The 19,994-nt window shown below is 62.1% G+C and carries 23 protein-coding genes; 8 read left to right on the top strand and 15 right to left on the bottom strand.

The window, feature by feature from the left end:
• Positions 1-2: 2 nt before the first annotated feature.
• From M3P21_RS14480 to M3P21_RS14460, 5 genes are all read right to left on the bottom strand, one after another.
• A complete protein-coding gene (locus tag M3P21_RS14480) occupies positions 3-839 on the bottom strand; it encodes an extensin-like domain-containing protein (RefSeq protein ID WP_249710877.1) in 837 nt (278 codons plus the stop codon).
• Positions 836-1,756: a prephenate/arogenate dehydrogenase family protein gene (locus tag M3P21_RS14475; protein WP_249710875.1), complete on the bottom strand. Its 921-nt coding sequence runs from the start codon at positions 1,754-1,756 to the stop codon at positions 836-838. The genes M3P21_RS14480 and M3P21_RS14475 overlap by 4 nt, the downstream gene beginning before the upstream one ends.
• Positions 1,753-2,838, bottom strand: a complete 1,086-nt coding sequence (gene hisC / locus M3P21_RS14470) for a histidinol-phosphate transaminase (protein WP_249710873.1) — start codon at positions 2,836-2,838, stop codon at positions 1,753-1,755. Before hisC ends, M3P21_RS14475 begins: the two co-directional genes overlap by 4 nt.
• Before the next feature lie 59 nt (positions 2,839-2,897).
• A complete protein-coding gene (locus M3P21_RS14465) occupies positions 2,898-4,541 on the bottom strand; it encodes a peptidoglycan-binding domain-containing protein (protein ID WP_249710871.1) in 1,644 nt (547 codons plus the stop codon).
• Between the two features lie 88 nt (positions 4,542-4,629).
• Entirely contained in the window at positions 4,630-6,048 is a 1,419-nt protein-coding gene (locus M3P21_RS14460; protein ID WP_249710868.1) for an aminotransferase class V-fold PLP-dependent enzyme, read from the bottom strand.
• Between the two features lie 101 nt (positions 6,049-6,149).
• Between M3P21_RS14460 and M3P21_RS14455 the strand changes: the two genes are divergently transcribed.
• Both M3P21_RS14455 and M3P21_RS14450 read left to right on the top strand, forming a co-directional pair.
• Complete coding sequence (locus M3P21_RS14455) at positions 6,150-6,611, top strand: Lrp/AsnC family transcriptional regulator (RefSeq protein WP_249710866.1); 462 nt, start codon at positions 6,150-6,152, stop codon at positions 6,609-6,611.
• 24 nt (positions 6,612-6,635) lie between these two features.
• Positions 6,636-7,445: a M90 family metallopeptidase gene (locus M3P21_RS14450; RefSeq protein WP_249710863.1), complete on the top strand. Its 810-nt coding sequence runs from the start codon at positions 6,636-6,638 to the stop codon at positions 7,443-7,445.
• A gap of 15 nt (positions 7,446-7,460) precedes the next feature.
• Here M3P21_RS14450 and M3P21_RS14445 read toward each other — a convergent pair whose 3' ends face one another.
• Positions 7,461-8,129 carry a helix-turn-helix transcriptional regulator gene (locus M3P21_RS14445; RefSeq protein WP_249710860.1) on the bottom strand — a complete coding sequence of 223 codons (669 nt, stop codon included), beginning with the start codon at positions 8,127-8,129 and terminating at the stop codon, positions 7,461-7,463.
• 27 nt (positions 8,130-8,156) lie between these two features.
• Entirely contained in the window at positions 8,157-8,462 is a 306-nt protein-coding gene (locus M3P21_RS14440; RefSeq protein ID WP_249710859.1) for a hypothetical protein, read from the bottom strand.
• A gap of 221 nt (positions 8,463-8,683) precedes the next feature.
• Between M3P21_RS14440 and M3P21_RS14435 the strand changes: the two genes are divergently transcribed.
• The 3 genes from M3P21_RS14435 to tatC are packed head-to-tail and all read left to right on the top strand — an operon-like array spanning position 8,684 to position 10,254.
• Entirely contained in the window at positions 8,684-8,911 is a 228-nt protein-coding gene (locus tag M3P21_RS14435; protein ID WP_249710857.1) for a twin-arginine translocase TatA/TatE family subunit, read from the top strand.
• A 6-nt stretch (positions 8,912-8,917) separates the two neighbouring features.
• Positions 8,918-9,376 (top strand): Sec-independent protein translocase protein TatB, encoded by a 459-nt coding sequence (gene tatB / locus M3P21_RS14430; protein ID WP_249710856.1) that lies wholly within the window; start codon positions 8,918-8,920, stop codon positions 9,374-9,376.
• Complete coding sequence (tatC, locus tag M3P21_RS14425) at positions 9,373-10,254, top strand: twin-arginine translocase subunit TatC (protein WP_249710854.1); 882 nt, start codon at positions 9,373-9,375, stop codon at positions 10,252-10,254. The genes tatB and tatC overlap by 4 nt, the downstream gene beginning before the upstream one ends.
• A 125-nt stretch (positions 10,255-10,379) precedes the next feature.
• Here the strand turns inward: tatC and M3P21_RS14420 are convergent, their stop codons facing one another.
• Complete coding sequence (locus M3P21_RS14420) at positions 10,380-10,952, bottom strand: hypothetical protein (protein WP_249710853.1); 573 nt, start codon at positions 10,950-10,952, stop codon at positions 10,380-10,382.
• Positions 10,953-11,087: 135 nt separating this feature from the next.
• On the opposite strand from M3P21_RS14420, the gene M3P21_RS14415 reads away from it, so the two are divergent.
• Entirely contained in the window at positions 11,088-11,930 is an 843-nt protein-coding gene (locus M3P21_RS14415) for an ATP-binding protein (RefSeq protein ID WP_249711008.1), read from the top strand.
• A 68-nt stretch (positions 11,931-11,998) separates the two neighbouring features.
• Here the strand turns inward: M3P21_RS14415 and M3P21_RS14410 are convergent, their stop codons facing one another.
• The gene (locus M3P21_RS14410) at positions 11,999-12,643 is read right to left on the bottom strand and encodes an SDR family NAD(P)-dependent oxidoreductase (protein ID WP_249710852.1); all 645 of its coding nucleotides are present in this window, start codon (positions 12,641-12,643) and stop codon (positions 11,999-12,001) included.
• A 100-nt stretch (positions 12,644-12,743) separates the two neighbouring features.
• Here M3P21_RS14410 and M3P21_RS14405 point away from each other — a divergent pair, with 100 nt between their 5' ends.
• Both M3P21_RS14405 and M3P21_RS14400 read left to right on the top strand, forming a co-directional pair.
• Positions 12,744-13,343, top strand: a complete 600-nt coding sequence (locus tag M3P21_RS14405; RefSeq protein ID WP_249710851.1) for a biotin transporter BioY — start codon at positions 12,744-12,746, stop codon at positions 13,341-13,343.
• A gap of 107 nt (positions 13,344-13,450) precedes the next feature.
• Positions 13,451-14,440 (top strand): zinc-dependent alcohol dehydrogenase family protein, encoded by a 990-nt coding sequence (locus tag M3P21_RS14400; RefSeq protein WP_249710849.1) that lies wholly within the window; start codon positions 13,451-13,453, stop codon positions 14,438-14,440.
• Here the strand turns inward: M3P21_RS14400 and M3P21_RS14395 are convergent.
• From M3P21_RS14395 to M3P21_RS14370, 6 genes are all read right to left on the bottom strand, one after another.
• The gene (locus tag M3P21_RS14395) at positions 14,432-14,881 is read right to left on the bottom strand and encodes a DUF1284 domain-containing protein (protein ID WP_249710848.1); all 450 of its coding nucleotides are present in this window, start codon (positions 14,879-14,881) and stop codon (positions 14,432-14,434) included. The genes M3P21_RS14400 and M3P21_RS14395 overlap by 9 nt on opposite strands.
• Entirely contained in the window at positions 14,878-15,123 is a 246-nt protein-coding gene (locus M3P21_RS14390) for a hypothetical protein (protein WP_249710846.1), read from the bottom strand. The genes M3P21_RS14395 and M3P21_RS14390 overlap by 4 nt, the downstream gene beginning before the upstream one ends.
• Before the next feature lie 162 nt (positions 15,124-15,285).
• Positions 15,286-16,812 (bottom strand): amidophosphoribosyltransferase, encoded by a 1,527-nt coding sequence (gene purF, locus M3P21_RS14385; RefSeq protein WP_249710844.1) that lies wholly within the window; start codon positions 16,810-16,812, stop codon positions 15,286-15,288.
• 375 nt (positions 16,813-17,187) lie between these two features.
• Positions 17,188-17,742 (bottom strand): CvpA family protein, encoded by a 555-nt coding sequence (locus tag M3P21_RS14380; protein WP_249710843.1) that lies wholly within the window; start codon positions 17,740-17,742, stop codon positions 17,188-17,190.
• A 44-nt stretch (positions 17,743-17,786) separates the two neighbouring features.
• Positions 17,787-19,148: a DNA repair protein RadA gene (gene radA, locus M3P21_RS14375; RefSeq protein WP_249710842.1), complete on the bottom strand. Its 1,362-nt coding sequence runs from the start codon at positions 19,146-19,148 to the stop codon at positions 17,787-17,789.
• A 50-nt stretch (positions 19,149-19,198) separates the two neighbouring features.
• Positions 19,199-19,969 (bottom strand): DNA repair protein, encoded by a 771-nt coding sequence (locus M3P21_RS14370; protein WP_249710841.1) that lies wholly within the window; start codon positions 19,967-19,969, stop codon positions 19,199-19,201.
• Positions 19,970-19,994: the final 25 nt, after the last annotated feature.

Here is a 19,994-nt window from a genome sequence, read left to right as displayed (position 1 = left end):
CGTCAGCGGCAATAATTACCACCCCGATGGCGCGCGGTATCCATGTGGAAATGGTCCTGATGATAGCGGTCGGCATTGGGGCCCAGCACGGTGCCGAACGGTCCGCACGCCGCGCGCCAGGCGCGCAGCAGGGCCTTGCGGGACTGACCAGTGCGCCAGCCGCTCGCAACCGTGATGGTGCGGCCGGTATCCAGGGTGAAGCCCGAGATGTCGATCGCCTTGCCCTTGCCGTGTTCCGAAATTTTCGCGCCGCGCTTGTTGTTGCGGGTGCGGCAGGCGTAATGCGCCGCCACTTGCAACTGGGCCACCCGACCCATCGGCTTGAATGCAGGTTTGACCCCCCGCTGGACCCATTTATTGAGCGCTTCCGCCGTCTCGCAGGTCATCAGCGACGGGCGGCTGAGCATGACGCCGCTCACGGATTTCACCCGCACCGCGTTTTTTGCGCCGCAACCGCGCTTCTTGCCGGGAATCTTGCCGACCTTTTCGCCCTGAATGTCGATATCGCCGCAGACCGAGGTCTTGCGAAGTTTGCGCTTCTTGAAAAACACCTTCTGCTCCAGCCCTTTTGGCCGCTCTGCCGGACGCAACGACAGGGCCGGGCCGGGGGTGATGTCTTCGAGGATGCGCGCGGTTGCCAGCATCGCCTGCTCCGAGGCCGGGCGCGCGACGGGACGCAGGCGCGGGGCGGTGGTCACAAAACCGGCGCGGGTCACCTGCGCGGTTTCAACCGGGCGTATCCGGGGGCGGGGCGAGGTATCGGGACTGAGTGCTTGCGCCATGTCGCCGCCGATTACCAGTGCGGCAATTGCCGCCAGACCCCACCCCCGCTTTGTCATGTCTTGACCTTTCCTCGTCCGAAATCCGGGGCGTCGGTATCTTGCCCCGCTTCGATAATGCCGCGCCGGATGGCGCGGGTGCGTGTGAAATAGTCGTGCAGCATCTCGCCATCGCCGGTGCGGATGGCGCGTTGCAGCGCAAAAAGCTCTTCGGTGAAGCGGCCCAGAATTTCCAGCGTCGCCTCCCGGTTGGTCAGGAAAACATCGCGCCACATGGTCGGGTCACTGGCCGCGATCCGGGTGAAGTCACGGAACCCGGCGGCGGAATACTTGATGACCTCGCTATCGGTGACGCGCCGCAGATCATCGGCCACACCGACCATCGTGTAAGCAATCAGATGCGGCGCGTGACTGGTCACCGCCAGCACCAGATCGTGGCGCTCGATCTCCATCTCTTCGACGTTGGAGCCCAGCCCCTCCCAGAACGCGCGCAGCTTTGCCACCGCCCGGGTATCGCTGCCCTCGACCGGAACCAGCAGACACCAGCGGTTGTCAAAGAGTTCGGCAAAGCCCGATTCCGGACCGGAATGCTCGGTCCCGGCCAGCGGGTGAGCGGGCACGAAATGCACCCCCTCGGGGATATGGGGCGAGACCGCCTCGACCACACTGCGCTTGACCGAGCCGACATCCGAGACCGTCGCACCGGGTTTGAGATGTGGCGCGATTTCGGCGGCCACGGCACCCATCACGCCCACCGGGACGCAGAGCACCACCAGATCGGCGCCCTCCACCGCTTGGGCAGCGTTGTCGCAGACCCGGTCGCACAGACCGATGCGGCGGGCGGTGTCGCGGGTTTCCTGCGAACGGGCATAGCCGGTGACCTCACCGGCGAGACCACCACGCTTGATCGCCCAGAACATCGACGAGGCGATCAGGCCCAGACCGATCAGGGCCACACGGTCATAGATCTGGCTCATGCCCGGCCCGCCTTGAAACTGCGCACGGCCTCGGCCACCCGTTTGCAGGCCGCGTCATCGCCCACGGTGATCCGCAGCGCATTGGGCAGGCCATACCCAGCCACCCTGCGCACGATCAGACCCTGCGATTGCAGATAGGTGTCGCAGGCCTCGGCTTCGTCTCGATCGGCAAAGCGGGCGAGGATGAAATTGGTGCAGGAGGTGTCCGAGGGCACGCCCGCCTCGGCCAGTTCGCCCGCCAGCCAGGCCCGCAAGCGGGTATTCTCGGCACGGCAGTGATCGACATAATCGCGGTCCCGCACGGCGGCCTCGGCGGCCAGCAAAGCGGTGGAGGACAGATTGAAGGGCTGGCGGATGCGGTTCAACACATCAATGATGTCCTGCGGGGCATAACCCCAGCCGACCCGCATCCCGCCCAGACCGTAGATCTTGGAAAAGGTACGCGTCATGATCACGTTATCTCGCGCCGCAACCAGCGCCGCGCCGCCATCGAAGCCGTCAACAAATTCGGCATAGGCCCCGTCCAGAACAAGGACCGCCTGTGGTGGCAGAGCGTCGGCCAGCCGCGCGATCTCACCCTCGGCCAACATGGTCGAGGTCGGGTTGGCAGGATTTGCGAGGAACACCACTTTTGTGCACTCCGAACACGCCGTCAGGATCGCATCCACATCGACCTTACGGTCGCGCTCGTCCACCTGCACCGGGGTGGCACCGACCATCCGGGCCAGGATCGGGTACATGGAAAACCCGTGCTTGGTATAGATCACCTCGTCGCCGGGACCGGCATAGGCATGCACCACGAATTGCAGCACCTCGTCCGAGCCCACACCGCAGATGATCTGCGCAGGGTTCAGCCCGTGCACCTCGCCAATCGCGGCGCGCAGGGCTGCGTGATCGGTCGAGGGATAGCGATGTAGCAGCGACGCGCTGTCGCGTACCGCCGCCATCGCCTTGGGGCTGGGCCCATAGGGATTTTCGTTGGAACTCAGCTTGATGACATTGCTGACGCCTTCGACATGCGCAGCCCCACCCCGGTATAGGGCGATGTCCATTATTCCGGGCTGCGGCGTAAGTTTGTTCATGTCGGGCTCCTTGATGGACCCCTAATAACGGCCTCACACCGCAGAGGAAAGTGGCAAGATCAGGCGGCTTTCTTCATCGCCTTGGCCTTGCGCGCAAACTCGGTGCGGATCATGTCCTGCATCTTCTTGCGCAGCTCGGCATCCTTGCGCATGGCGTCATTGGCGAGCTTCTGCATCTGGCCTGCATTCTGCGACCCGTCCGAGGCATTCACCGCGTCCACCGCCGCCTTTTCGATCGCCTTGCCGGTCAGGCTTTCGGCCACTTTCAGATAGATCTCGCCCGCATGTTTGGTGGCCAGCGTGTCGAACGTGTCGGCACCATAGATCTTGACCAGATCCTTGCGCATCGAGTCCATGATCTTGGGGGCCATGGTTTTCCGCAGAAACGCCTCACCCGCGCCGGGCAGCTTTTTGGTGAACCCGTCCAGCGCCTTGGCCGAGGCATGGGACATGATGCCCGCCGTCAGCGTCTTGGCGACCGCTTCCTTGATCTCCTTGAGGTTGGGCGCGCGGCCCTTTTCGATCAGCGGCTTCATCAGCCCGATGGTTTCCTTCAGTGCGTTGGTGACCATGGCTTGACCGGCCTTGGAGGTGAGGAAACGCTTGAAGAACGTCTCGGCCGCCTTTTTAGAGAGATTGCCGGACAGTTTCGGCAGCACCGCAGCCGCCAGCTTGGTCGCCAGGCCTTTGGAGAGCGCATCGCCCAGCTTGCCGCCCGCCGCCCCCGCAAGTCCGGCGATGAAACTGTCGATGAACACCTTCTTGGCGGCGCCATCCCAGGTCACGTTGTTGCCGGCAAGATATTCGCCGAACTGACCGGCGCCCGATTTCAGCGCCTCGGTGCTGGCGGCGGCCACGGCATTTGCCTTGGCCGGGGTCATGCCCTTGGTGACCACCAGACGGGCGGTCATATAAGCCTCGACCACCGAAAACGAGGTGTCGCGCACGATCTCCAGATTGCTGACGATCGAGCTTGCCGTGCCGATCCGGGCCTGAATGAATTTCTTGAAGGTCTTGACCGCCTTGTTATAGGTCTTGGTCGCCTTCAGGTCCTGTTTGTGAACCTTGTTCCAGTCCGGTGAGGATTTGCCAGCGAAGGCTTTCAGCAACGACGCTTCAGAGCGTGCGTTCAGGATGTCTGTCCAGGGCGGGTCGGTCTTGTCATTGACCGAGCTGACCGCAAATTCGACCAGCGCATCCAGCAGCCCGTCCTGCGCCTGCCGGGTCTTTTCGATGTCGTTGCAGATGCTGACCCAGGATTCGGCCTCGGAATGCATCTTGTTGGCCTTGGACAGGATCTCTTTCTGCAGCGCCTTGACGCCAGCCTCGTATTCCTTCTTGGTGACCAGCTTTTTCTTGCCACCCTCATAGACCTCATAGACTTCGACCTTGGAATCGGCGGCGACCTGCGCGGCCAGTTTCGGCAGACCCGCGTTCCAGGTGCGCATGCCGGGGTCGACAATGCCGTCGGGTTTCTTGAAACCCAGCTTCTTTTTCTGGAAATCGCGAATCGTTTTGATCAGCCCGGCATCGCATTTGCCGTGGATGGCGACCGCATAGCCGTTCGCCTTCAGCATCAGCCGAACCATTTCCACATCCGCCGGTTTGTTCTGTACCGGCTTGAATTTGGCGTTCTTTTTCTTCGGGTCGGGTTGGGTTATTCGCTTCTTTTCACCAACGGGGGCGGTAATTTTCAAGGCCATGCCTCAACTCCAATAGCAGATTTAAAATATGCACATAATCTGCCAGAGGGCTGCGGCGTTGACTGTGAGATCGTTCACATTGCCGGCGTCATGCGGCCTTGAACCGGGCTGTCGTAGCGTCAACTTTGTAATGTGGTGCAAACTCTTCGACGCGGCGCGTCAGGTCATTGACGGCATCAATGATGAACCGCACCGTGTCTTCGCGCATCAGATACGAGAAATTCAGCCGCACCCAGCCGGGCTTGCTAAGTTCGTGGCCCGCCAGCAATTCCTCATGCAAGGCGTCGGACGTCTCATGGTCGATCCCCAGCAGGTGATGCGCATAAGGGCCGGCGCAGGCGCAGCCGCCGCGTGCCTGGATACCGTAGATATCGCTCAGCATCCGGGTGAAGAGTTGCTGGTGCACCGGGTGCCCGGCAGCGTCCCGCACAAGGAAGGAAAAGATCGGCAGGCGATGCTCTGCCTCGGCCCCCAGCAAGATCAGATGCGGGTTGCCGCGCCACCCCTCCAGCGCCATGCGGTTATAGAGCGCCTCGCGTTCGGCGATGGTGTCGCTGCCAACCTCATCCTTGATTATGAAGGCCAGCGCGGCGCGGATATCCCCGATCACATTGGGGGTTCCGGCCTCTTCCCGCGTGGCGAGATCGTCGCTGTAATCATGCCGCCAGGGTGAGACGAACGACACCGTGCCGCCGCCGGGCCAGCTGGGGCAGGTCCGCTGCACGGCGGATGTGTTGACGACCAGCACACCCGAGGCACCGGGGCCGCCGGGAAACTTGTGCGGCGAGATCACGATCGCGTCCTTTTGCGCATCCCGACCGCTGGCCATGTCGATGGGCAGATAGGGGCCACCGCCCGCATAGTCCCAGATCGCGCGCGCGCCAAAGCGGCGCAGCAGCCGTGTTACCGGGTCCGGGTCGGTGATAATGCCGGTCACGTTCGAGGCCGCCGAAAAGCTGCCGATCAGCAGATCGGCATCACCATGCGCCACCAGCGCGGCCTCCAGCGCGTCCAGATCGACGCCGCCGCCGGTTGCTTCGGGGATTTCAACCACCTCGGCCTTGCTTTCGCGCCACGGCAGGATGTTGGAATGATGCTCATAAGGTCCAATGAACACGACCGGGCGCTCCGCCTCGTTCACGCCCATCAGGCTGACCAGCCGGTTCAGACCGGCGGTGGCGCCCGACCCGGTAAAGATCACTGCATCCTCTTTGCCCGCATTCACCGCCCGCGCGATCTCGGCCCGTGCTTCGCCGCGCAGCCGGGTCATGTAAGCGCCGCAATAGGAGGCCTCGGTATGGCTGTTGGCGTAATAGGGCAGCACCTGTGTGGTGACGAAATCCTCGACCTGGCGCATGGCGCGCCCAGAGGCCACGTAATCGGCATAAACCAGCGGCACATCGCCCGAAAATCCGGGGATCATGATGCCTTCGCCGATCGACCCGTCCTGCAGGGTTCCGGCATGAATGGCGTCCTGTATGGTCTTGCGAAACTGGTCGAGTGGCATGGGTCGAACTCCTTCTGTGAGTTCAATATGACCCTTATTAAAGCAATAAACTTCACCAATCTCTCTGGATTATCTCGCAATTTCGTGTCATTTGATTGGAAATGTCTGACAAAATAGATCACATTGACCTCAAACTGCTACGCGAGATGCAACTGGATGCCAGCCTGTCGCAGCGCGACCTGGCAGAACGGGTGGGGCTGTCGCAGAACGCCTGCTGGCGGCGGTTGAAGGCTTTGACCGAGGCAGGGGTGTTGCAAGGGTCCTGCGCCCGTGTCGCGCGGGAAAAGCTGGGGCTGAAGCTGGTCGTCTTTGTCATGCTGCGCACCCGGCACCATTCGGCAGACTGGCTGCAGGCCTTTCGCCGCCATGTCCTGACCATCCCCGAAGTGGTCGACTTCCACCGCATTGGTGGCGATTACGATTACCAGCTCAAGGTGGTGACCCAGGACATGACCAGTTTTGATAAGGTCTATCAGCGGCTGATCGAAAAGGTAGAACTGGACAGCGTGACTTCCTATTTCGCGATGGAGGCGATTGCCGAAGGGCGGCCGCTGCCGCTTTGAGGCAATTGGGGATAGGGTCAATCCATGTGGATATTCCTTGCACTTGTGATGCTGGTTCCGGCCGCGCTGGGCTATCGTTATTGGGCCAGAAGGCAGGCGCGTCACAGGCTGCTGGACACCCCGCTTTCCGACGCTCAGCGCGCCACCATCGAAAACATGGTTCCGATTGTGCGCAGACTTCCGCCAGGCCTGCGCGCCGTGATGGACGGCAAGGTGAACCTGTTTCTGGATCAGGTGGATTTTGTCGGTTGCGACGGGCTGGAGGTGACCGAGGACATGCAGCTCTCCATCGCGGCGCAGGCCTGCCTGCTCGTTGTGAATAGCGAGCTGTGGTACGAGAACCTGACAACGGTGCTGATCTACCCGAACGCTTTCAAGTCACGGCAGCGCCGGCAATCCGGTTATGTCGTGACCGAACAGGAGGTCGTGCGCACCGGCGAAAGCTGGGATCGCGGCCCGGTGATCCTGTCCTGGGCGCATAGCCGGCAGGGCGCGCTGAACGACCGGGACGGGCAGAACGTGGTCTTTCACGAATTCGCGCATCAGATCGATGATCTGTCCGGGCGCACCAACGGGGTTCCCATCCTCAGCCAAGGGCAGAGCTTTGCCGAGTGGGAGCATGTGTTTCTGACCGCCTATGACGCCCATGTCCGGGCCATTGAAGCCGGGCACCGAACGGTGATCGATCCCTATGGCGCAGAAGGGCATGAGGAGTTCTTTGCGGTCTCGGTGGAGGTGTTTTTTGAGCGGCCACAGGCGCTGAAAAGCGACGTCCCGGAGGTGTATGAGCAATTGTCAAAGCTGTTTCAGCTCGACCCGGTAGCGTGGTCCTGAGCGAGGCACGCCCGCTCAATCCGGCACATAATCCGACAGGCGCTTGCCCGGCTCGTCCACGAACAACTCGGGCAGGGGGGTGAGGTCTTCGATCAGATCGACGCGGAAGACCCGGAAATCATCGCGCGCCTCGCACCAGGCGGTCAGGGTCCAGACCCGACCCCAGTATTCCATATGCAGCGGGCGGATTTTGCGGTGGGTCAACGTGCCATCGATCCGGCGATAGGTCAGGTCAAGCTTCTGGCGGGATTTGATCGCAGCCCTGAGCGGGGCCATATGGGTAAATCCGCGTGCGGCGTCGGCAAAGGGATAGACCGCGAATTTCCACGCATCCGCCGCGGCGACCACCTCGGTCGGCAGTACGGCGTCGATCTTGTCAGCGAGCGACTCCGCCGCCGCGCGCAGGTCGGGATCGGCGGCCTCGGCCACGATGGCCATGCCCAGATTCAGCGCTTCTAGCTCTTCGGCGGTCAGGGTCAGCGGCGGCAGGGTGATCGCCTCGCGCACCATGTATCCCACGCCGCGCTCGCCCTCGACCGGGATGCCCGAGGCGGCCAGCGTGTCCATGTCGCGATAGATCGTGCGGACCGACACCTCGAGCCGGTCCGCGATATCCTGCGCGCGGTGCAGTTTGCCGTCGCGCAGGATCTGGATGATGTCGAACAGGCGGTCAGTGCGGCGCATCGCCCATGCCTGTTCGCGAACACGGCATCATGCAACCATGTCCCAGTGAATATGTTCGTGCCGCATCTTCACGGTTTCGGGGTCGATCGCCGCCATCAGCTTTGGCGCGAACTCCTGATCGGCAAATGTTTTGGCCACTCGCTGCGCCGTGTCCATATCCCGCCAGACCACGTAATCGGTCCAGCTGCCATCCTCGCCCTGGCTCAACTGTCGATGCAGAAAGCCGGGGGTAGAGCGCACAAAGGCCTCGGTAGCCTGGCTGAGTTCCACGAAAGCCTCGGGGGAAACGCCGTCGGCCAGATGAAAAGTGACGATTTCGGCGACATGGGTCATGTTCAGTTCTCCTGTATGTGTTGACACAGCGCCGGTGCTAGCAGCCTACAACTGACATAAACCTGTCAGTTGGATCAAGCCTTGCGCAAAAAATACGACGCGGCGGATCAAATCGCCGGGATTCGCACCCGCCAGCGCTTCCACCTGAAGGGCGCTCTGCGCTACAGCGGTGCCAGATCAAAAGGAGTGGCGCGTCTGCGCCTCAGACTAGGAGAATATTCATGCTGAACAATATCGGCCTTCCGGGCATCCTGCTTATCGCCGTTGTGGTGCTGGTTCTGTTTGGACGCGGCAAGATCAGTTCGCTGATGGGTGAAGTGGGCAAGGGCATCACCTCGTTCAAGAAGGGCATCAGCGAAGGCGCCAAGGAGTTGGAAGAAGACGCGGCAGAGGTTGCCAAGGACGTCACGCCCGAGGCGGAAACCGTGTCCGACAAAGACAAGGCGTAATCGCAGATGTTCGACCTGGGCTGGACCGAGCTGCTGGTCATCGGCATCGTGGCTCTGATCGTTGTGGGGCCAAAGGACCTGCCGGTACTGTTCCGCAATGTGGGCCAATGGGTCGGCAAGGCGCGCGGCATGGCGCGCGAGTTCAGCACCGCGATGCACGAGGCCGCAGATGAGGCCGGGGTCAACGATATCTCGAAGGGGCTCAAGGCCGCGACCAACCCGGTGAACACCGCGATGGACAGCGTCAGGAAGGCCTCGAAGGATCTCACCGACAGTATGGACCCAAGCAAGTTCGACCCCGACAGCGAGACCGGCAAGCTGGCCGCCGAACGGGCCGAACAGGCCAAGAAAATACAGGCCTCTGCCGCACGCAAGGCTGCCGAACGCAAGGCGCGCGAGGCCAAAGAGGCGCTGGCCAAGGCTGACGCGGCCGAGGCGGCGCTCAATCCCGAGACCAAATCATGAGCAATACCGACGAAATCGACGATTCCGCGGCCCCGCTGATCGAACATCTGACCGAGCTGCGCACGCGGCTCATCCACTGTGTGGTGGCGTTTCTGATCGGCATGATCATCTGCTTCACCGTGGCGACGCCGATCTTCAACTTCCTCACTGCGCCGCTCTGTCAGGTGCTGAACGAGCGCGGGCAGGATTGCGGGCTGATCTTCATCTCGCCGCAGGAAGGCTTCTTTGTCGCCATCAAGGTCTCGCTGCTGGGCGGGTTCATGCTGGCCTTTCCTTACATCGGGATGCAGATGTGGCGGTTCGTGGCGCCGGGGCTCTACAAGTCCGAGAAAGGCGCGTTCCTGCCGTTCATGCTGGCCTCGCCCTTCATGTTCCTGCTGGGGGCGTCGTTTGCCTTTTATGTCGTGACACCATTGGCTTACGACTTCTTCCTCGGGTTCCAGCAATTCGGCGCCGAGGGTGAGGCGCTGCCAGCAGATGCCGCCGCCCCGCTGAGCGTGGTGTTTCAGGGCTCGGCGCAGGAATATCTGAACCTGACCATCAAATTCATCGTGGCCTTTGGCTTGTGCTTCCAACTGCCGGTGCTGCTGACGCTGATGGGCAAGGCCGGGCTGGTCAGCGCCGAGGGGCTGGGTGCGGTGCGCAAATACGCGGTGGTGGGCATCTTGGTTCTGGCCGCGCTGGTCACGCCGCCCGATGTCATCACGCAGGTGATCCTGTTTGTGGTGGTCTACGGGCTTTATGAGATTTCGATCTTCCTCGTCGCCCGCGTCGAGAAGAAGCGCGAAGAGCAACTGCGCGCTGAGGGTTATTACGACGACGAAGAGGGTTTCGACGACCCGGTGCTCGCGGAATTCGACGAGGACGACAGCAAGTAGACCGCATCAGGTGGACGGAAATCTGGTGCGCCGGTTTATCGGCGCGCCTGTTTTCTTGCCAACAGGAATGGCAGGCGCGTTTTGACGATGACACGGCGAACCGCACTTTGGATCGGTCAAGCGCGTTAGCCGTATTCTGCGCAATGCGGGCTGATTTTCGAGTAATGGCTGTCGGTGTCGATCTTGAGACTTTTGACTGCCACTTTGAAGTACGGACCGTCATCCATTTCTTTGAAGGCGCCGAAGGCGATCTTTTTGACCGCCGTGGCCTCGTTGGCGCTCAGTTTCTTGATGTCGCCCTTGTAGGATCTCAGCACTGCGTCGAAATGCTTTTTCAGGATTTTCCGGCAGGCACCAGTGGCGGCCTTGGTGCCGGCGATGCAGATTTTCTGATGCTCCTGCTCGTGTTCTTTGACCAGTTTGAAGCATTTCGAGTTCTTGTCGATGGCCTTGCTGATATAGATCTGCCCCGAGTATCTGACCTTGATCACAAAGGCCGACACACCGGTGGGAGATTTGGTTTTCTTGTCCATGTCCCATTCGATGGATGCGTTAATCAGCTTCCAGTCAGGGCGGTGCTTTCCAAACAGGACGCCGGATTTGCCCTTGCGCATCTTCTGCATCGCCGCATGGGCGAGCAGGGTGATCGGCGCCTTGGCAACGATGTCGGTTTCGACGGTGATCCTGGGCTTTGCCATTTACCGGGTCCTTGGTGCAGGTCATTTCATGTTCCGCGACGCTGGTGGCGACGGTCAATGGCGAATTTCCCGTCTCCACTTGTCGCCGGTTCCGGTTCATGCTTTGACACCCCGGCAACAGGACGGAGCATGGATATGGATCACGACGCGCTGACCCGCATCGCCGAGGCGCTGGAGCGTATGTCGCCCGCGCCGCTCGCCGCGCCCGATTTTGCAAGCGCCACCGCCTTTGTCTGGCATGTGGCCCCCGAACGGCTGGAACCCGTGGCAGAGGTCAACCGCGTCGATCTGGACCTGCTGCTGGGCATCAACCGCTCGCGCGACACGCTGGCCGACAACACCCGCCGCTTTGCTCGGGGGTTCAAGGCCAACAATGCCCTTCTCTGGGGTGCGCGCGGCATGGGAAAATCAAGCCTTGTCAAGGCATTGCATGGCGCGCTTCATTCGGAATTCCCGGACCTGAAATTGATCGAGCTGCAGCGCGAGGATCTGCCTTCGGTCGGGCGGCTGCTGAACCATCTGCGCGCGGCGCCTTACCGGTTCATCCTGTTCTGCGACGATCTTTCCTTCAGCCATGACGACCAGCATTACAAAAGCCTCAAGGCGGTGCTGGATGGCGGGATTGAGGGGCGGCCTGAGAATGTGGTCTTTTATGCCACTTCGAACCGACGCCACCTGATGCCGCGCGACATGATCGAAAACGAGCGCTCCAGTGCCATCAACCCGTCCGAGGCGGTCGAAGAGAAGGTCTCGCTCAGCGACCGTTTCGGGCTATGGCTGGGCTTCCATCCCTGTACGCAGGATGAGTATCTGGCGATGATCGACCGCTATTGCCTGGCCTATGACGTCACGACCGAGCCGGAATCCCTGCGCGCCGAGGCGATCGAATGGCAGGCCACACGCGGCGCCCGATCCGGTCGGGTCGCCTGGCAGTTCTTTGTCGATCTGGCAGGCCGACAGGGCGTGCGCCTCGAATAAGACACGGTGCCGCCTCTTCTTCTGTTCAAAAATACCTCCGCCGGAGGCATGGTCCGAAGGACCATTCCCTAAAGCGTCGCCAGTAGTCTCGCCGCCTCATCCGATGGTGCGGCCAGCGCAGCGCGATCCTCGCCCGGAAAGAACCGTGCACGCAGGGCGGTGCTCATCGGGTTCGGAGACAGGATCTGGACCTTGGGTCCGGTCCGCTCGCTCTCGGCGGCCCAACTGCGCGCCAGCGCCATCTGAGCGGCCTTGGTCGCGCCGTAGCTGCCAAAGAACTTCTCTCCTGCGCGCGGATCGTCAAAGAACACCGCCTGACCGGACACGCCCAGCAGGGGCGCGACATAAGAGATCAGCAATGCGGTCGCATTTGCATTCACCGCCAGCGACTTGTCCCAGTCCTTGCCCTCGACAAAGATCGCGGGCGTCAGCGGTGCGGCGTGGATCGCGCTGTGCAGCCACAGATCCAGATGACCCCAGCGGTCATGGATGCCCCGGCACAGCGTCGCCATCGCCTCCCTGTTGGTGATGTCCATCGGCGCCAGCGTCGCCGCGCCGCCTTTGGCCTGAATGCGGTCATCCAGTTCTTCCAGTGCGCCGGTTGTGCGACCCACGGCAATTATGTGATACTCGGGTGCAAGCGCCTCGGCCATCGCAAAGCCAAGACCGCGGGACGCACCGGTGACGAGGGCGGTTTTCCTGATTTCACTCATGGGCCGCTGATTTCATCCTTTTCGCTGCGTTTCAAGCCGCGTTGCTTGACATTTTGCAGCCGCAGCAAAATTATGCGCCCAAATTCGAAGGAGAAACAAAATGACTCGCGAAACTGTTCTGGGCAAAGCCATCATCGGCTCTGAAGCTCTGGGTTGGAAGGCGGCGATGGTTCTGGGCGGTTCGCTGTTCATTGCGGTGGCCGCGCAGATCAGCGTGCCGATGTGGCCCGTCCCGGTCACCATGCAAACACTGGCGATCCTGATCGTCGGCCTGAGTTTCGGCTCGCGACTGGCCGCCGTAACACTGCTGGCCTATCTGGCCGAGGGCGCGCTGGGCCTGCCGGTCTTTGCCGGCGGCAAGAATCTGGCCATGGCCAGCACCACGATCGGCTTCCTTGTGGGCTTTGTCGCAATGGCCTGGTTGGCCGGTCTGGCGGCTGAGCGCGGCCTGGCCAAAGGTGTTGTCAGCACCTCGATCATCTGCATCGCGATTTCCGCACTTCTCTATATTCCCGGCGTTGCCTGGCCGATGGCCATCGCGGGCATGGCGGGTTTCGAAGGCAGCTGGGTCGGGTCCTCGGCAGACACGATCTGGACCTACTGGGTCAGCCCCTTCCTGCTGGGCGACGCCATCAAGGCCGTGATCGCCGCGCTGGTGGTCACCGGCGGCTGGACGTTGCTGAAGGCGCGCAAGGGCTGATATCCCTTTCTGACGGAAGTAAAAGGGCGCCTCGGGCGCCCTTTTTTGTTGCCCGTGCCACGATCCTATACTCTGATTCTTCCAAACAGGACCGTGAGGAGGGTGAGATGCGCGCGATGATCTTCGATGGCAGGACCCCGAAACTTAGCCTGTCGGACATCCCAATCCCCGAACCGGGTGCCGGGCAGGTCCTGATCCGGGTCGAGGCCTGCGGCGTTTGCCGTACCGATTTGCATGTGGTTGACGGTGATCTGACCTCTCCGGCGCTGCCATTGGTGCCCGGCCATGAAATTGTCGGGCGGGTCGAGGTGTTGGGGCAGGGCGTGGAGACCCTCAGACCCGGTCAGCGGGTCGGCGTGCCGTGGCTGGGTCATACCTGCGGCTGTTGCGCCTATTGCGAGTCGGGACAGGAAAACCTGTGCGATACGCCCGGTTTCACCGGCTATACGATCAATGGCGGCTATGCTGAATATTGCGTGGCGGACGCCCAGTTCGTCTTTGCCCTGCCTGAGGGCCCCGATGCGGTTGATCTGGCGCCGCTGATCTGCGCCGGGCTGATCGGGTATCGCAGCCTCAGACTGGCGGGCGAGGTCTCGCGGCTGGGGCTCTACGGGTTCGGGGCGGCGGCGCATATCCTGTGCCAGATCGCCCGCCATCAAGGGATTTCGGTCTATGCCTTCACCCGCGATGGTGACACCGCGGCGCAGGAGTTTGCGCGCGCGCTGGGGGCGGACTGGGCGGGACCGTCCTCGCAACCACCACCCGAGGAATTGGACGCCGCGATCATCTTTGCCCCTGTGGGTGCGCTGGTGCCGCTGGCGTTGAAATCCGTGCGCAAGGGGGGCCGCGTTGTCTGCGGCGGTATCCACATGAGCGACATCCCCGCCTTTCCCTATGCCGATCTGTGGGAAGAGCGCAGCATCCTTTCGGTCGCCAACCTGACCCGCGCGGATGGAGACGCGTTCTTTCCGCTGGCAGAGGCGGCGCGTGTCAGGACCGAAACCGTCCGTTATCCGCTGGAGCAGGCCAATTCCGCACTGGATGATCTCAGGGCAGGGCGACTGCAGGGCGCGGCGGTGCTGACCGTTTCAGTCTGATGGCCCTGTCGCCTCGTGCAGGCGGCGCAGTGCGGCCTCGCACATGCCGTATTCCAGCCATTGGCAGCTCTGGCAGATCACACCCAGATCGCCGGGTATCACCCGCGCGCGGATACGCGCCTTGGCAGTTCCCCAGCTCAGCCTGTCACCAGCGCGCAGGTCCAGCGCGGCAGCGTGCCGTGTGTCCAGCGCTTCGATCTTGTCCTGGCTCTCGCAAAGCGTGTCGCGGCGATGCGGGCAGGGGCCACAGATCGAGTCGGTCTGCGCGGTCACTTCGATCTCGACCGCGTCGCCACCCTCGCCGCGCAGCCTGCCCTGCACGATCAGGTCCATGTTGCGGGTGAACGCGTCGCTATAGCCTTTGCCCTGATAGCCCAGAGCGCAGAGAAAGTGATGCGGCCGGAACCGGAGCCGGGCAGTATCAGGATCGGAATTGGTCACTGAAGCAGGGTCATCCGTTGGGCTTGGCCGTTCTTCTGGACAATCAGCCCGTCCGCGTCAATGGCCGCGACCTGACCGCCGCTCAGACGAGTGCCCGGCTTGATCGTTTTGACCCGCCCGCTGGGCATGCGCACCAGCGCCTGCATGGCATCCTTGGGGCCAAAGACACCCAGCAGCGACACGGCACTTTTCTTCAGCGCGCCACGCTGGGTGGCGGCCTTGTTCACATCTTTGCTCGACATTTCGGACTTTCCCGGCGCGGGCCGGCCCCAGCTTTCTCAGACGCGCCGCGATAACAAGCGACCACCGGATTGGAAAGCAGGACCGCGCGTCATTTGGGGCGGAGGCGGAGTCCCGCCGTTACCAGCCGCCGGATTGGCCGCGACCCGACTGGCTCGCCCGGTTTAACCGGACGTGGCCACACCGCTGCGGTTCCACGAGGCGCCGGACAGCGGCATCTCTTTGATCTTGGCGCTGACCCGGCTGGTGTTTTCCAACCGCTGCAAATAGTCGTCATTGACGCTGCCGGTGATGTAATTGCCGTCAAAGCACGAGCAGTCGAACTGCTCGATCTCGGGGTTGCCTTCGCGCGCGGCCCAGATCAGATCGTCGAGTTCCTGATAGAACAGGGCATCCGCCCCCAGTTCCTGCCGAATCTCTTCGATGCTCTTGCCGTCGGCGATCAACTCGTGCCGAGTGGGCATGTCGATGCCGTAGACATTGGGAAACTTCACTGGTGGCGAGGCGCTGGCTACATAGACCTTTTTGGCGCCCGCCTCGCGACACATCTGGACGATCTTCTTGATCGTGTTGCCGCGCACGATGGAATCGTCGATCAGCATCACATTGTGATCCTTGAATTCCAGCGGCACCGCATTCAGCTTCCGGCGCACCGATTTCTGCCGCTCCTGCTGGCCGGGCATGATGAAGGTCCGCCCGACATAGCGGTTCTTCACCAGCCCTTCGCGATACGAGATACCGGTGGCCTTCGCCACCTCAAGCGCGACGGGGCGGGCGCTGTCTGGCACCGGGATGATACGGTCGATCTCAAGGCCCGAGGCCTCGATCTGGCGGGCCAGGGTCTGGCCCATGCGCATCTGGGTCTTGTAGACCGACACGCCGTCCAGCATCGAATCGGGGCGCGCCAGATAGACATATTCAAAGATGCAGGGCGTCAGCTTGCCCTCGATCGCCTGAAAGCAATGCATGTTGCCATCCAGATCAATCAGGATCGCCTCGCCGGGTTTCACATCGCGCAGCTTTTCGAACCCGTTGATGCCAAAGGCGACATCCTCGGAGGCGAAGGCATAATCGTCGCCATCACCCTCGGCAGGCCGTTTCGCGACCGAGAGCGGGCGGATACCGTGCGGATCGCGGAAGGCCAGCATGCCGACACCGGCCACCAGGCAGATCACCGAATACGCCCCCTGAACCCGTTCCATCGTCATTTTGACACCGGCAAACAGATTGCGGATGGGTTCGGCGTTGCCATTCACCTTGATCGCGTCTGCAACCTTGTCGGCCAGCACGTTCAGCAGGATTTCCGAATCCGAGGTGGTGCGCAGGTGGCGGCTGTATTTGGCGGTGACCTTTTCGCGCTGCTCGGCGGTGTTGGTGATGTTGCCGTTATGGACAAGGTAGATGCCATAAGGCGCATTGACGAAAAACGGCTGCGCCTCAGAGGCGCTCAGCGATCCGGCGGTCGGGTAACGGACGTGGCCCATACCGACCTTGCCGGTCAGCACATGCATGTCGTCGGAGTGAAACACGTCCTTGACCAGACCGTTGGCCTTGCGCTCGCGAAAGAACTCGCCGTTGAAAGTCACGACGCCCGAGGCATCCTGACCGCGATGCTGGAGCATCAGCAAACCATCGTAAATCTCGGCAAAGACGTCGTCATTCCGGTTTGCGATCCCCAAAATCCCGCACATGTAATGGGCTCCACTTTCGTTGAGGCGTAGCTATCTGATCAAGGTATTGCTGCGTGTCGACGGTCGGATGGCAAGGTCAATCAATGGCGCTTGCAGGCTAGGCACGGTTAACGGCTCCGAATCCGACGATCATTTCGCCTTTCACTTAAAGCCTAACGGTCCCACTGTCACGAAAGGATCACAGGGGTTTTGATGAAATCGGGATATTTGCCGCTGCGGCACGGGGGCCTCGGTTCTCGCGGCAATACTTTGGGGTCGGCAAATCGTTGGATCGGCGGGTCAGACCCCGGTGGCGGGTCTGAACCATCAGGCGGGCAAAAGAAAACCCGGTGCGCGGGCTGCGGACCGGGTTTCGCATGATCACAAGGGCGGGGCTTACTGGGCGCAGGTGCCGACCAGATCCTCGTATTGCTGGGTGATCCAGCCAAGGGCCGCCTCGGGGTCCTGCGCCTCGATCTGCTGGGTCAGACGCTCGAAAACCAGCGCCGAGCGGCTTTCGTCGACCACGGTAAAGGTCTCGCCCGTCATCACGGTGTCGTAGACAAAGAAGGCGATGGCGACCAGAAGGATGCCCCGCAACACACCGAATAGAAAGCCGATCCCCTGATCCAGGCCCCCAAGCGCCGAGCGCTGGACCAGTGAAGAAAAGAGCGGGGTGATGAAGCTGACGATGATCAGCGCCACCGCAAAGACGGCGGCAAAGCCGGTGATGATCGACAGCTCGCAATTGTCGCCCAGAATGTCGCGCAACACCGGTATCTCGCGTACCAGCGGCGTCGTGGTGGGTGCAAAGATAAAGGCCAGTACGGCGGCCGCGACCCAGCCCGCGATGGCCATCACCTCGCGCACAAAACCGCGCGCATAGGCCAGCAGCGCCGACAAGACGATGACAAGGGCCACGACCCCGTCGATGATGGTGAAACCTTCCATGGCGCGCGCCTGCTCTTTCGTTTCCTGCCCGATTGCGGGCGACCTTAACCTGCTCCGAAGGTTTCGCCAACAAACCCCGCCAGATCGGAGGGTCGGGTGAGTTGCAGACCGGCAACGGTGCCGGTCTTGCCACCAGCCGGAGCAATCGCGGCGGTGAAACCAAGTTTTTGCGCTTCTTTCAACCTGTTTTCCGTCTGCGAGGCCGGTCTGAGGGCGCCAGACAGGGAAATCTCGCCGAAAACCACCGTATCTGCGGGCAGGGCCGCATCCTCGCGGGCGCTCAGTAACGCTGCGGCAACTGCCAGATCGGCGGCGGGTTCGCTGATCTTCATGCCGCCCGCGACATTCAAATAGACGTCGAGACCGGCAAAGGGGATGCCACACCGCGCCTCGAGCACCGCGAGAATCATCGCCAGCCGTCCGCTATCCCAGCCCACCACCGTGCGGCGCGGCTGTGAATGCGGCGAGGGGGCGACCAGCGCCTGCAACTCGACCAGCACGGGCCGGGTGCCTTCGATCCCGGCGAAAACCACCGATCCGGGGCTGGTCTCGCCCCGTTCGCTGAGGAAGAGAGCGGAGGGGTTGGTGACCTCGCTCAACCCCGCGCCGGTCATCTCGAACACGCCGATCTCGTCAGCGGCGCCAAAGCGGTTCTTGACCGCGCGCAGGATGCGGAACTGATGGCCGCGCTCGCCTTCGAAATAAAGCACCGTGTCGACCATATGTTCGACGACGCGGGGGCCGGCGATCTGGCCCTCTTTGGTGACATGGCCGACCATCACGATCGACACGCCGTGGCGTTTCGCGAAAGTGGTCAATTCATGGGCCGCCGCGCGCACCTGGCTGACCGAGCCCGGCGCGCTGTCCACATTGTCGGCCCACATGGTCTGGATCGAATCGATCACCGCAAGTTGCGGCTTTTCCGCCTCAAGTGTTGTGAGGATGTCGCGCAGATTGGTCTCGGCGGCCAGTTTCACCGGCGCCTCGGTCAGCCCCAGCCGCTGCGCCCGCATCCGCACCTGCGCCGCCGCTTCCTCGCCAGAGACATAAAGCGTCTTCAACCCGGAGCGGGCGAACTGCGCCGCCGCCTGCAACAGCAGCGTGGATTTGCCGATGCCGGGATCGCCGCCAACCAGAATGGCCGAGGCAGGCACCAGCCCGCCGCCCAGGACCCGGTCCAGCTCGCCCATGCCACATAGCGTGCGGGGCGGAGGTGCCTCTTCTGTGCTCAGATCGCTCAACTGCACCGGCGAGCCGCGCCGGTTGCCCAGCGATTTCGAAGGGGGGCCCGCCGACAGGCCCGCATCCTGCGATATCGAGTTCCACTCACCGCAACCTTCGCAGCGGCCCGACCATTTGGAAAAGCTCGCGCCGCAGGCCGAGCAGGAGAATGTCTTCTTTGCCATAAGGGCGTTTCTGCCCGAGGCATCGCCCGGTCACAACCGCCAATCCGCGCCTATTCCGCAGCGCGCCCCGGCTGCAACGGCAGGATAGTTGCACCGTCGCCGTCATCGGCGCCATGCTGCGCCGCAAGCTCTGGCAGCAGTTCGAACATCTCTTCGCGGATACGGTCAAGTTGCGATCGCGCCACCGATTCCTCGATCTCGATCTCGTGGTGCCACTGCCGCATCTCTTCCAAGGCGATCTTGGCATCGCCCACCCGCTTGTTGAACCGCTCCAGCTCTTCCTGACGCTGTTGCAGGAAGCCTTTGGCGCGGGTGACCTTGTCGTCGGAATAGACGCGGGCCAGCTCGCGGCTGATCTGGCTCATCTGCGCGGCCAGTTCCAGAATATCGGGCTCCAGATCCTCAAGATCGGGATGCTCGCGCATGAAGGCCAGCCGTTCCTTCACCGCGTCAAATTCGGACGACAGGTTGAAATACCCCTCGCGATCCGCCGAATGGGCGGCGTGATAGGCGTTGGCCACATCGTGCATGTTGATGGAAAAGTCGCGATGCGAGCGTTCCAGCGCCATGATCCGCGCATTGGCAGGCAGGTAGAAGGCCAGCATCAGGATCAGACAGGTCAGGGCAATCTGGGCAATCGGACCGGCCAGAGGCGACACCGCGCCCCCGACACCTGCCGCAAGCGACAGCCACGGCAGAACGCCCATTGCGGCCAGAAGGGTCAATCCGACGCTTAAAACCGCACCGGCACAGATAATGAAAATCGTCAGGCGCGTCAGCAGCTCCTGACTCTGGAATAGTATTGAACGCAACGCCAACATGGCAAAACTCTCCACCCTCATCAAA

The sequence above is a fragment of the Ruegeria spongiae genome (assembly GCF_023502395.1).
GTDB lineage: Bacteria > Pseudomonadota > Alphaproteobacteria > Rhodobacterales > Rhodobacteraceae > Ruegeria_C > Ruegeria_C spongiae.
This window is presented reverse-complemented; position numbering and strand designations above follow the sequence as displayed.

Excerpts from the sequence above, each read along its gene's own strand:
- M3P21_RS14480 (WP_249710877.1), bottom strand. The coding sequence starts at position 839 with ATGACAAAGCGGGGGTGGGGTCTGGCGGCAATTGCCGCACTGGTAATC.
- M3P21_RS14475 (WP_249710875.1), bottom strand. The coding sequence starts at position 1,756 with ATGAGCCAGATCTATGACCGTGTGGCCCTGATCGGTCTGGGCCTGATC.
- hisC (WP_249710873.1), bottom strand. The coding sequence starts at position 2,838 with ATGAACAAACTTACGCCGCAGCCCGGAATAATGGACATCGCCCTATAC.
- M3P21_RS14465 (WP_249710871.1), bottom strand. The coding sequence starts at position 4,541 with ATGGCCTTGAAAATTACCGCCCCCGTTGGTGAAAAGAAGCGAATAACC.
- M3P21_RS14460 (WP_249710868.1), bottom strand. The coding sequence starts at position 6,048 with ATGCCACTCGACCAGTTTCGCAAGACCATACAGGACGCCATTCATGCC.
- M3P21_RS14455 (WP_249710866.1), top strand. The coding sequence starts at position 6,150 with ATGTCTGACAAAATAGATCACATTGACCTCAAACTGCTACGCGAGATG.
- M3P21_RS14450 (WP_249710863.1), top strand. The coding sequence starts at position 6,636 with ATGTGGATATTCCTTGCACTTGTGATGCTGGTTCCGGCCGCGCTGGGC.
- M3P21_RS14445 (WP_249710860.1), bottom strand. The coding sequence starts at position 8,129 with ATGCGCCGCACTGACCGCCTGTTCGACATCATCCAGATCCTGCGCGAC.
- M3P21_RS14440 (WP_249710859.1), bottom strand. The coding sequence starts at position 8,462 with ATGACCCATGTCGCCGAAATCGTCACTTTTCATCTGGCCGACGGCGTT.
- M3P21_RS14435 (WP_249710857.1), top strand. The coding sequence starts at position 8,684 with ATGCTGAACAATATCGGCCTTCCGGGCATCCTGCTTATCGCCGTTGTG.
- tatB (WP_249710856.1), top strand. The coding sequence starts at position 8,918 with ATGTTCGACCTGGGCTGGACCGAGCTGCTGGTCATCGGCATCGTGGCT.
- tatC (WP_249710854.1), top strand. The coding sequence starts at position 9,373 with ATGAGCAATACCGACGAAATCGACGATTCCGCGGCCCCGCTGATCGAA.
- M3P21_RS14420 (WP_249710853.1), bottom strand. The coding sequence starts at position 10,952 with ATGGCAAAGCCCAGGATCACCGTCGAAACCGACATCGTTGCCAAGGCG.
- M3P21_RS14415 (WP_249711008.1), top strand. The coding sequence starts at position 11,088 with ATGGATCACGACGCGCTGACCCGCATCGCCGAGGCGCTGGAGCGTATG.
- M3P21_RS14410 (WP_249710852.1), bottom strand. The coding sequence starts at position 12,643 with ATGAGTGAAATCAGGAAAACCGCCCTCGTCACCGGTGCGTCCCGCGGT.
- M3P21_RS14405 (WP_249710851.1), top strand. The coding sequence starts at position 12,744 with ATGACTCGCGAAACTGTTCTGGGCAAAGCCATCATCGGCTCTGAAGCT.
- M3P21_RS14400 (WP_249710849.1), top strand. The coding sequence starts at position 13,451 with ATGCGCGCGATGATCTTCGATGGCAGGACCCCGAAACTTAGCCTGTCG.
- M3P21_RS14390 (WP_249710846.1), bottom strand. The coding sequence starts at position 15,123 with ATGTCGAGCAAAGATGTGAACAAGGCCGCCACCCAGCGTGGCGCGCTG.
- purF (WP_249710844.1), bottom strand. The coding sequence starts at position 16,812 with ATGTGCGGGATTTTGGGGATCGCAAACCGGAATGACGACGTCTTTGCC.
- M3P21_RS14380 (WP_249710843.1), bottom strand. The coding sequence starts at position 17,742 with ATGGAAGGTTTCACCATCATCGACGGGGTCGTGGCCCTTGTCATCGTC.
- radA (WP_249710842.1), bottom strand. The coding sequence starts at position 19,148 with ATGGCAAAGAAGACATTCTCCTGCTCGGCCTGCGGCGCGAGCTTTTCC.
- M3P21_RS14370 (WP_249710841.1), bottom strand. The coding sequence starts at position 19,969 with ATGTTGGCGTTGCGTTCAATACTATTCCAGAGTCAGGAGCTGCTGACG.